We start from the raw sequence: 11,137 nt of genomic DNA, 5'->3' as shown, positions 1-11,137 counted from the left end.
GGCCGCCCGGCCGGCGGCGAGCCGACCCGGCCCATGCCCGACCCGGACACCGGCCGGCCCGGCCAGGACACCGGGCAGCAGGCCGCGCCCACCGGCGGCCCGATCAACTACACCCATCCCAACCGGCGCACCTCGGCACCGCCCACACCCCCGCCGGCCGCACCGCAGCCCAGGCCGGGCGAGCCCGCCCAGCCCGTGGCCGGCGATGCGACCGGCTGGTCGATGGAGGAGCGGCTGTACAACCAGGTCTGGGGCATGTTCGAGGATCTGGCCCGTACCACCGCCGCCTACCGCAGCGCCGCGGACTTCGCCGAGTCCCGGATGGAGCAGGAGATCGACCGCGCCCTGTCCGACCCGCGCAACCGGATCGGCGGCCAGGGCGAAGCGGCCCGTGAGGCGGCCCGCGCCAAGCACACCGAGCTCGTCGACCAGGCCCGCCAGTCCCTCGACCGCGACCTCGCGCACCTGTCCGCCGAGGCGGACGTCGTGGAGCCGGCCCTGCCGCCGGCCTTCGCCGCCTGGGCCAACCCGGTGTGGCACGGCTACCGCGTCCCGATGGAGACCCCGATGGCCCTGCGCCTCGGCGACCTCCACCTGCCCGAGAGCCCCGATCTGCGCATCCCGATGCTGGTCAGGCTGCCGCTCGAGCGCGGCCTGTGGATCGACAGCGGACGCTCCGGTTCCGCCGGTGCCACCTTCCTGGACAGCGGAGAGCTGCGCCGCCGCGCGATGGACACCGCGGTCGCGCACGCGGCGCGGCTGCTCGCGGTCTACCCGCCCGGCGACTTCACGGTCCATGTCATCGACCCGGCGGGTTCGGCCTCCGCCGCGCTCGACCCGCTGGTGCGGTCCGGTGTGCTCACCTCGCCGCCGGCGGCCGGTGCGGCCGGCGTCTCCCAGGTGCTCGCCGCGCTCACCCAGCGCGTCGACCTGGTCCAGATGGCGATCCGCGGAGGCGCGGCGGACTCGCTGCCGCCGGATCTCGACACCGCCGAGCAGCTCCTGATCGTGCACGACTTCCCGCACGGATTCGACGACCGGGCGGTGACCCAGCTCAGATATCTCGCCGACGAAGGACCGGCCGTCGGCGTCCACCTGCTGATGGTCGCCGACCGGGAGGACGCCGCCGAGTACGGCCCGGTGCTCGACCCGCTGTGGCGCTCGCTGCTTCGTCTGACGCCGGTGGCCGACGACCACCTCGCCGACCCGTGGATCGGTCACGCGTGGACGTACGAGCCCTCCCTGCCGCCGGCCGGCAGTCAGGTGCTCACCGACGTACTGATACAGGTGGCGGAGGCCAAGCGCGCCTGGCGGCGCTGAGGTCGGCAAGCACCCCAGGCGCCCCTGACCTGCGCATTTTGTGTGTGCTTTACCTCACGCTTTACCTTTCCTTGGTGATTCCCGTACTGTTCTGGGTGCGGAGGGGAGTACTCCCTGCTGCGGCGTTCCCGTCAATACGGATCAGGCCAGATCCCGGGGCGTCGGCCCTACGAGCGGCGTGCGTGCCTCATCGCGCCCGGCGCTCGGGTGGAAGAGACCTCCGGCAGCGACGACGCTGACATGTGTGCCGTTACGTACTGCCGGAGGCGCAGTGGATGTTTCTCTGACCATGTGGATCCTCACGATCGTGGGCCTGTGCGCCCTGATCTCGGTGGATTTCTTCATCGGGCGCAAGCCCCACGACGTATCGATCAAGGAAGCCGGGATCTGGACGATCGTCTGGATCGTCCTTGCCGCGCTGTTCGGCCTCGGCCTGCTGCTCTTCGGGAGTGCGCAGTCGTCCGGTGAGTTCTTCGCCGGCTTCATCACCGAGAAGTCGCTGAGCGTGGACAACCTCTTCGTCTTCGTCCTGATCATGGGCAAGTTCGCGGTGCCGTCCCAGTACCAGCAGCGGGTGCTCCTGGTGGGTGTGCTGATCGCCCTGGTGCTCAGGGCCGGCTTCATCGCCGCGGGCGCCGCGATCATCGCGAGCTTCTCCTGGGTGTTCTACATCTTCGGCGCGTTCCTGATCTACACCGCCTGGAAGCTGATCCAGGAGGCCAGGGCCGAGGAGGAGGACGAGGAGTACGAGGAGAACCGGCTGCTCAAGGCGGCCGAGAAGCGCTTCGGCGTGGCCGACCGGTACCACGGCACCAAGCTGTGGATCGAGCAGAACGGCAAGCGGGTCATGACCCCGATGCTGGTCGTGATGCTGGCGATCGGCACCACCGACGTCCTCTTCGCACTCGACTCGATCCCGGCGATCTTCGGCCTGACCCAGGACCCGTACATCGTGTTCACGGCGAACGCCTTCGCGCTGATGGGGCTGCGGCAGCTGTACTTCCTCATCGGCGGACTGCTCAAGAAGCTGGTGCACCTCAGTTACGGGCTGTCGATCATCCTGGGCTTCATCGGCGTCAAGCTGGTCCTGCACGCGCTGCACGAGAGCGGAGTGCATGTCCCGGAGATCTCGATCCCGGTCTCCCTCGGAGTCATCTGCGCCGTCCTGATCGTCACGACGATCACCAGCCTGAGGGCCTCCAGGAAGCAGGCCGAGGCGGAGCGATCCGCCGAAGCGCTTACCAAGTCCTCGGACTCCGGCAAGGGCTCCGGCGAGAGCTGACCTTCCCGCCCCGTCGGGGCGCTGCCGGTCGCGGCGCACGGCCCGTCCGCACTTCGGTGCGGGCGGGCCGTCGTGCGTCCGGGCCGGTCGGTCGCGGGGTTTGCCGGGGAGGTCTGTGATGGAGGTTTGTCATGGACCTGGACAGCGGGTGCCGGTCGTGCTGTCATGCGCAGCGAGCGATTTTCCAACGTTATACAGGCGTCAGTGCCCCTGATCCCGCACCGCTGATCCCGCACCGCGAAGGAGCGCCTCGTGACCCTCGACCGCCGCCGCTTCCTGAACACCGGCGCGCTCGCCGTCGGCAGCACCACCCTGCTCACCTCGCTCGGCCCGCCGGCCGCCGCCCAATCCCGCGCCCTCCCCGCACAGTCGGCGCGGGCCGCGGCACCGAAGGCCCTGGCCCCCACGGCCTTCGGCAAACTGCCCCTCGGCAGCATCACGCCCAAGGGCTGGCTCTCCGGACAGCTGGACCTCCTGCTCAAGGGTCTCTTCGGCCGGTACGCCGAGATCTCGGACTACCTCGACTTCGACTCCTCCGGCTGGGTGCACCCCGACAACGACGGCTGGGAGGAGCTCACGTACTGGCTGCGCGGCTATGTGGACCTCGCCGCGCTCACCGGGGACGCCGACGCGCAGACCGCCGCCCGCCGCTGGATCGACGCGATCATCGAGACCCGGCAGGACGACGGCTTCTTCGGCCCGACACGACTGCGCACCGCCCTGAACGACGGCCCCGACTTCTGGCCGTACCTGCCACTGCTGCAAGCGCTGCGCAGCCACGAGGAGTTCACCGGGGACGAGCGGATCGTGCCGCTCGTCCTCGACTTCCTGCGCTTCATGAGCGAACAGGGCCCGAGCGCCTTCGACTCCAGCTGGGTGTCCAAGCGCTGGGGCGACGGCATCGACATCGCCTTCTGGCTGTACGGCAGGACCGGCGAGGCCTTCCTGCTCGAACTCACCGACAAAATGCATGAGTACGGCGCCGACTGGGTCGACAACTTCCCCGATCTGCACAACGTCAATGTCGCCCAGGGATTCCGCGAGCCGGCCCAGTACGCCCTGCGGGCCGGCGGCACCGGCCTGACCCGGGCCACGTACCGCAACTACGAGACCATCATGGGCCGTTACGGGCAGTTCCCCGGCGGAGGGTTCGCGGGGGACGAGAACTCCCGCCCCGGCTTCGACGACCCGCGCCAGGGCTTCGAGACCTGCGGCACCGTCGAGTTCATGGCCAGCCACGAACTGCTCACCCGTATCACCGGCGACCCGGTATGGGCCGACCGCTGCGAGGACCTGGCCTTCAATCTCCTTGCGGCGGCCACGGATCCGCAGGGGCGCGGGCTGCACTACATCACCAGCGCCAACAGCGTGGACCTCGACGACGCGGTCAAGACCCAGGGCCAGTTCCAGAACGGCTTCGCCATGCAGGCCTTCAAACCGGGTGTACGCCAATACCGCTGCTGCCCGCACAACTACGGAATGGGCTGGCCGTACTTCACCGAGGAGCTCTGGCTCGCCACCCCCGACCACGGGCTCGCGGCTGCGATGTACGCGCCCTGCGAAGTGCGCGCGAAGGTCGGCGCGGACGACACCGAGATCACGGTCACGGAGGAGACCGACTATCCCTTCAAGGACACCGTCACGCTGACCGTGCAGACGCCCCGAGAGGTCGCCTTCCCGCTGCTGTTGCGCGTGCCCGGCTGGTGCGACGACCCGCAGATCACGGTCGGCGGGCAGCAGGTCGAGGCCGGTGCAGGCCCGCGATTCGTCCGGGTCGAGCGCAACTGGAGGGACGGCGACCGTGTCACCGTACGGCTGCCGCAGCGCGTCACGGTCCGCACCTGGGAGGCACAGGACGGTGCGGTCACCATCGATCGGGGGCCGTTGACGTACTCGTTGCGCATCGGCGAGGAGTACGAGCGCATCGGCGGTACGGACGCCTTCCCGGAGCTGGCTGTCCACGCGGGCACGCCGTGGAACTACGGCCTCGATCCCGATCCGTTGAAGGGGCTGCAGGTCAGCGAGCGTCCCGGGCCGGTCGAGGACGATCCGTTCACGCACGACGGAGCACCGGTGACGATCACGGCCAGGGCCCGCCGGATCGAGGAGTGGCGGGCCGACGACGAGCAGGTGGTCGCCCCGCTGCAGGAGTCGCCGGCGCGAGGCGGCGAGGAGGAGCGCGTGACGCTGGTCCCGATGGGGGCGGCCCGCCTGCGTCTGACGGTCTTCCCGACGGCGACGCCCGACGGCCGCCGCTGGACGCCGGAGCCGCCGTACCACCGGATCTTCAACCGGCACAGCGACAAGGTGCTTGCGGTCGACGGGATGTCGCTCGACGACGGCGGCCGGGTGGTGCAGTTCGACGACTCCGGGACCTCCGACCACGCCTGGCAGCTGGTCGACCAGGGCGACGGCTGGTACCTGATCCGCAACGGCTACAGCGGCAAGGTGCTCGCCGTGGACGGCGCATCGACGGAGAACAGCGCGCCCGCCGTGCAGGCCACGGACGACGGCGCCGCCGCTCACCTGTGGCAGCTCGTGGACAGCGGCGACGGCTGGTACCGCATCCGCAACCGGCACAGCGAGAAGGTCCTCGGCGTGGACGACATGTCGACGGAGAACAGCGCCCAGGTCGTCCAGTACGAGGACAACGGCACGGACGACCATCTCTGGAAGCTCGTCTGAACGTTCTGACGACCGGACCACGCGCGCGTGGAGGACGAGAACGGGGGGGGCAAAAACGCCCTCCACGCGCGCGTAGTGCCTCAGTACGTGACCGTGATCCGCCGCCCCGGACCGTCCACCCGTACCGTGCCGCCGTACGGGATCACCTGCTGCGGGTCCGTGTGGCCGAGGTCCACGTCGAAGACCGCCATCGTCTCCGGGGCGTATGTCTCGAGCGCCCGCAGCACCGCCTCCCGCTGTTCGCGCGCGTAACGCGCCTTCTGCGCGGCGTCGTTGTGCACCTGCAGGGACCAGGCCTTGGCACGGCCCATCAACAGGGCCGGGAAGCGCCTGAGCAGCCCCCGCTCGCCCATGCACCGCAGGATCCGGAAGACGGCCTCGGCGGGCGGCAGTTCCTCCGAGGTCTCGAGCAGCAGCACACACCCGTCGTACCTGGAGTCGTCACCGATCTCCCGATCCGCCATCAGCAACCAGGAGACGATCTCCAAACTGCCACCCCAGGACGGCCCTTCCACGACCCTCCCGGGACGGTGCCAGATCCAGCCGCCCGCCGGCCAGGTCTCCGGCTCGGCCTCGAAGGTCGCCGGATCGTCCCAGGGGCGTTCGACATCGCGGTAGCGCTCGGCGGGCCGCAGTTCGTACGGACCGGGCTCGAAGAGCGCGGCCCGCAGCGAGCGTTCGGTGACCGGGTCCATCGCGCCCGGGCGCCCCAGCTCGACCATCACACTGCTGCCGTGGAACCCCACGATGCCGGTGGCCCACAGGTACGCGAGCAGGTTGGTGTTGTCGCTGTACCCGAAGAACGGCTTCGGGTTCGAGCGGATCAAGTCCCGGTCGAGGTACGGCAGTACGGTGATCTGGTCGTCGCCGCCGATACTCGCGATCACCGCCTTGACGTCCGGATCGCCGAAGGCCGCATGCAGGTCGTCGACGCGCTCCTGCGGCGTGCTGCGGAGCCTGCGCGTCGTCGGATACTCGACCGGTTCCAGGCCGAAGTCCGTGCGCAGCCGCTGGAGGCCGAGGTCGTAGGGGGCGGGGAACAGCTCGCAGAGGCCGCCGGAGGGCGAGACGACGGCGATCCGGTCGCCGGGGACGGGCTTGGGTGGGTACACGGGTCGCAGGGGTGCCATGCGGCGCAGCGTACGGCCGCGCCCCGGCCGTACGCCCGTCAATAAACCGCTGGTGGGCGGTCGCTACCAGCCGCGCTCGCGCCACTCCGCGAGATGCGGCCGTTCCGCGCCGAGCGAGGTGTCGTTGCCGTGGCCCGGGTAGACCCAGGTCTCGTCCGGCAGTGTGTCGAAGAGCTTGGTCTCGACGTCGCCGAGGAGCCGGGCGAAGGCCTCGGGGTCGCCCCAGGTGTTGCCCACCCCGCCCGGGAAGAGGCAGTCGCCGGTGAAGACGTGCGGGTGCCCGTGCGGGTCGTCGTAGATCAGGGCGATGGAGCCCGGCGTGTGCCCGACCAGATGCCGTGCGGTGAGGGTGACCCGGCCGACCGTGACCGTGTCCCCGTCGTCCACGAGCACATCCGTCGCCACCGGGATGCCCTCGGCGTCGTGGCGCCCCGCGTACGTGCGCGCGCCGGTCGCGTCCACCACGGCGCGCAGCGCCTCCCAGTGGTCACCGTGCCGGTGCGTGGTGACCACCGAGGCGATGCCGTCGTCGCCGATCAGGCTCAGCAGGGTCTCCGCCTCGTTCGCCGCGTCGACGAGCAGCTGTTCGCCGGTGGCCCGACAGCGCAGCAGATAGGCGTTGTTGTTCATCGGCCCGACCGCGACCTTCGAGATCATCAGGTCCGCCAGCTCGTGGACGTCCGCCGCTCCGCCGACCTTCACCGCTCCGCTGTACGTCATGGCGGCAGCCTACCGAGACGGCCGGCGGCCTACAGAGACGGAGGCAGCCTACAGAGACGGCAGTACGGGCAGCAGTGGGCCGTCGCACTCGAGGCCCGCGCCCTCGCGGCGGCCCGCCAGCCAGCCGAGCACGTCCGGCGCGGGGCCGATCACGGAGACCGCGTCGCCGTCCGGGCGGCCCGTCGACCACTGGCCGACGCCGCTTGCGGTGATCTGGATGCGAGGGACCGCGGCGTTGCCCGCGAAGCGGTCGGCCAGGAAGTCGATCTCGCGCTCGGTGAACTCGGCCGGCAGGTCCTCGAGCTCGTAGCCGATGCCGAGGTCGACGTGGTGCAGCTCCACCTCGACGAGGCGCCGGAAGGGGATGCGGGACGCGGTGTCCGTTACGCCGCCGCGCAGTTCCACGATTCGGGTCCAGTCCGGGTATCCCGTTGCGGCATCCTGGAAGCGGGCCGCGGTCTCGCGCACGTCGTCCAGCTGCTCGGCGAGCGGCCGGTCCGCGCCCTGCTCGATGTCGCTGTCGCGGGCCTCGGCGCTCGCGTACATCGGCCGTCCGCTCAGCACGTTGACAAGGGCGTCCCCGTTGCGGGCGAGGTGGGTGAGGACGTGACCGCGGGTCCAGCCGGGCAGTCGGGAGGAGCCGGTGACTCCCGCTTCGTCCGTCTTGGCTGCTGCGGTGAGCAGTCGCTCGGTCGCTTCACGTACAAGGGCCAGGTCGTGCACATGATCGCTCATGGCGACGACGATAGTCCGGCCACACGATCGGGTGAAGGCGGTGGACCGCGCCCGCAAATCGAATGCACGTGCTATAGGCTCGCTGATGGAATCAATTCGAAGTCAGTAGTCCCTTGCTGAGGCGGCACCCCCAATAGTCTGTCGGGAGGGGGCCTCGCCCCCGCTTCTCTCAAGAAAGGTGCGGACCGGCGTGGCCGACCGTCTCATCGTCCGTGGCGCGCGCGAGCACAACCTCAGGAATGTCTCGCTCGATCTCCCGCGTGACTCGCTCATCGTCTTCACGGGCCTCTCCGGCTCGGGGAAGTCCTCGCTCGCCTTCGACACGATCTTCGCCGAGGGCCAGCGCCGGTACGTCGAGTCGCTGTCGTCGTACGCCCGTCAGTTCCTGGGGCAGATGGACAAGCCCGATGTGGACTTCATCGAGGGCCTGTCGCCCGCGGTGTCCATCGACCAGAAGTCCACTTCGCGCAATCCGCGCTCGACGGTGGGCACCATCACCGAGGTCTACGACTACCTGCGGCTGCTGTTCGCCCGCATCGGCAAGCCGCACTGCCCCGAGTGCGGCCGCCCCATCTCGCGCCAGTCCCCGCAGGCGATCGTCGACAAGGTCCTGAAGCTGCCCGAGGGCAGTCGCTTCCAGGTCCTGTCGCCGCTGGTGCGGGAGCGCAAGGGCGAGTTCGTCGACCTCTTCAACGACCTGCAGACCAAGGGCTACAGCCGCGCGCGCGTGGACGGCGTCACCGTCCAGCTCAGCGAGCCGCCGACGCTCAAGAAGCAGGAGAAGCACACCATCGAGGTGGTCGTCGACCGCCTCACCGTCAAGGACACCGCCAAGCGCCGGCTCACCGACTCCGTGGAGACCGCACTCGGGCTCTCCGGCGGCATGGTCGTGCTCGACTTCGTCGACCTGCCCGAGGACGACCCCGAGCGCGAGCGGATGTACTCGGAGCACCTCTACTGCCCGTACGACGACCTGTCGTTCGAGGAACTGGAGCCGCGCTCCTTCTCGTTCAACTCGCCCTTCGGCGCCTGCCCCGACTGCACCGGCATCGGCACCCGTATGGAGGTCGACCCGGAACTGATCGTCCCCGACGAGGAGAAGTCGCTCGACGAGGGCGCGATCCACCCGTGGTCGCACGGCCACACCAAGGAGTACTTCGGCCGGCTCACCGGCGCGCTCGCGGACGCCCTCAGCTTCCGTACCGACACTCCCTTCGGCGCCCTGCCGCAGCGTGCCCGCAAGGCCCTGCTGCACGGCCACCGCACCCAGATCGAGGTCCGCTACCGCAACAGGTACGGCAGGGAGCGGGTCTACACCACGCCCTTCGAGGGCGCCGTCCCGTTCGTGAAGCGCCGGCACTCGGAGGCGGAGAGCGACGCCAGCCGGGAGCGCTTCGAGGGGTACATGCGCGAGGTGCCCTGCCCCACCTGTGAGGGCACCCGCCTGAAGCCGATCGTGCTCGCCGTCACCGTGATGGAGAAGTCCATCGCCGAGGTCTCGGCGATGTCGATCAGCGAGTGCGCCGAGTTCCTCGCCAAGCTCAGGCTCAACGCCCGCGACAAGAAGATCGCCGAGCGCGTCCTCAAGGAGGTCAACGAGCGCCTGCGCTTCCTGGTCGACGTCGGCCTGGACTACCTCTCCCTGAACCGCGCCGCGGGCACCCTCTCCGGCGGCGAGGCCCAGCGCATCCGCCTGGCCACCCAGATCGGCTCCGGCCTTGTGGGTGTCCTGTACGTGCTCGACGAGCCGTCCATCGGCCTGCACCAGCGGGACAACCACCGGCTGATCGAAACCCTGGTCCGCCTGCGGGACATGGGGAACACGCTGATCGTCGTCGAGCACGACGAGGACACCATCAAGGTCGCCGACTGGATCGTCGACATCGGCCCGGGCGCCGGTGAGCACGGCGGCAAGGTGGTGCACAGCGGCCCGTTGAAGGAGCTGCTCGCCACCCCCGAGTCGATCACCGGCCAGTACCTGGCCGGCAAGCGCGCGATCGACGTGCCGCAGATCCGGCGCCCGGTCGACCCGACCCGGCAGCTCACCGTGCACGGCGCCCGGGAGAACAACCTCCGGGACATCGATGTGGCCTTCCCGCTCGGTGTCCTCACGGCGGTCACCGGAGTCTCCGGCTCCGGCAAGTCGACCCTGGTCAACGACATCCTGTACACGCACCTGGCCCGCGAGTTGAACGGCGCCCGCAATGTGCCGGGCCGCCACACGCGCGTGGACGGCGACGACCTCGTCGACAAGGTCGTGCACGTCGACCAGTCGCCGATCGGCCGCACCCCGCGGTCCAACCCGGCGACGTACACAGGGGTGTTCGACAACGTCCGCAAGCTCTTCGCGGAGACCACCGAGGCGAAGGTCCGCGGCTATCTGCCGGGCCGCTTCTCGTTCAACGTGAAGGGCGGCCGCTGCGAGAACTGCTCCGGCGACGGCACCATCAAGATCGAGATGAACTTCCTGCCGGACGTCTACGTCCCGTGCGAGGTCTGCCACGGAGCGCGGTACAACCGCGAGACGCTCGAGGTGCACTACAAGGGCAAGTCCATCGCCGAGGTCCTGGACATGCCCATCGAGGAGGCCCTCGACTTCTTCGAGGCCGTCCCGACCATCTCCCGCCACCTCCGTACGCTCAACGAGGTCGGGCTCGGATACGTACGGCTCGGCCAGCCAGCGCCGACGCTCTCCGGCGGTGAGGCCCAGCGCGTCAAGCTCGCGAGCGAGCTCCAGAAGCGCTCCACGGGACGCACGGTCTACGTCCTGGACGAGCCGACCACCGGACTGCACTTCGAGGACATCAGCAAGCTCATCGGCGTGCTGTCCGGACTCGTCGACAAGGGCAACACGGTGATCGTCATCGAGCACAACCTCGACGTGATCAAGACGGCCGACTGGGTCGTCGACATGGGCCCCGAGGGCGGCATCGGCGGTGGCCTCGTGATCGCCGAGGGCACCCCGGAGCAGGTGGCCGGGACCCCTGCCAGCCACACCGGCAAGTTCCTGCGCGAGATCATCACGCCGGACCGCATGGGCGAGGGGGCGGCGGCGCCACGGCGTGCTCCGGCCAAGAAGACCTCCGCCGCGAAGAAGGCCGCCGGGACGAAGACTTCCGCGAAGAAGACCGCGGCCCCCGCCAAGAAGGCCGCTGCGGCGAAGAAGCGGAAGGGCTGACGGCGGACAGCCCTTCCGGAACGGAGTACGGCGACGGACGCCGGGCGGGACCCCGTGCATCGGGCCCGCCCGGCGTCCGTCGGCGCA

General features: G+C 69.8%; 6 protein-coding genes and 1 pseudogene. 4 read left to right on the top strand and 3 right to left on the bottom strand.

The window, feature by feature from the left end:
- The 3 genes and pseudogenes from DY218_RS27650 to DY218_RS27640 form a co-directional block, all read left to right on the top strand.
- Nucleotides 1-1,320, top strand: a pseudogene (locus tag DY218_RS27650) (TerD family protein); the annotation flags it as partial.
- 271 nt (nucleotides 1,321-1,591) lie between these two features.
- Nucleotides 1,592-2,602 carry a TerC/Alx family metal homeostasis membrane protein gene (locus tag DY218_RS27645; protein ID WP_128558877.1) on the top strand — a complete coding sequence of 337 codons (1,011 nt, stop codon included), beginning with the start codon at nucleotides 1,592-1,594 and terminating at the stop codon, nucleotides 2,600-2,602.
- Between the two features lie 252 nt (nucleotides 2,603-2,854).
- Nucleotides 2,855-5,287, top strand: coding sequence for an RICIN domain-containing protein (locus DY218_RS27640; protein WP_128558876.1), 2,433 nt, complete (start codon nucleotides 2,855-2,857; stop codon nucleotides 5,285-5,287).
- Between the two features lie 80 nt (nucleotides 5,288-5,367).
- Here DY218_RS27640 and DY218_RS27635 read toward each other — a convergent pair whose 3' ends face one another.
- From DY218_RS27635 to DY218_RS27625, 3 genes are all read right to left on the bottom strand, one after another.
- Complete coding sequence (locus tag DY218_RS27635) at nucleotides 5,368-6,417, bottom strand: S66 family peptidase (protein WP_128558875.1); 1,050 nt, start codon at nucleotides 6,415-6,417, stop codon at nucleotides 5,368-5,370.
- A 63-nt stretch (nucleotides 6,418-6,480) separates the two neighbouring features.
- Nucleotides 6,481-7,137 carry an MBL fold metallo-hydrolase gene (locus DY218_RS27630; RefSeq protein ID WP_128558874.1) on the bottom strand — a complete coding sequence of 219 codons (657 nt, stop codon included), beginning with the start codon at nucleotides 7,135-7,137 and terminating at the stop codon, nucleotides 6,481-6,483.
- A gap of 48 nt (nucleotides 7,138-7,185) precedes the next feature.
- Nucleotides 7,186-7,872, bottom strand: a complete 687-nt coding sequence (locus tag DY218_RS27625) for a maleylpyruvate isomerase family mycothiol-dependent enzyme (RefSeq protein ID WP_128558873.1) — start codon at nucleotides 7,870-7,872, stop codon at nucleotides 7,186-7,188.
- 190 nt (nucleotides 7,873-8,062) lie between these two features.
- Between DY218_RS27625 and uvrA the strand changes: the two genes are divergently transcribed.
- Complete coding sequence (gene uvrA, locus DY218_RS27620) at nucleotides 8,063-11,050, top strand: excinuclease ABC subunit UvrA (protein ID WP_128558872.1); 2,988 nt, start codon at nucleotides 8,063-8,065, stop codon at nucleotides 11,048-11,050.
- Nucleotides 11,051-11,137 lie beyond the last annotated feature (87 nt).

Origin of the sequence: Streptomyces triticagri (genome assembly GCF_003429565.1) — a bacterium.
Classification (GTDB): domain Bacteria; phylum Actinomycetota; class Actinomycetes; order Streptomycetales; family Streptomycetaceae; genus Streptomyces; species Streptomyces triticagri.
This window is presented reverse-complemented; position numbering and strand designations above follow the sequence as displayed.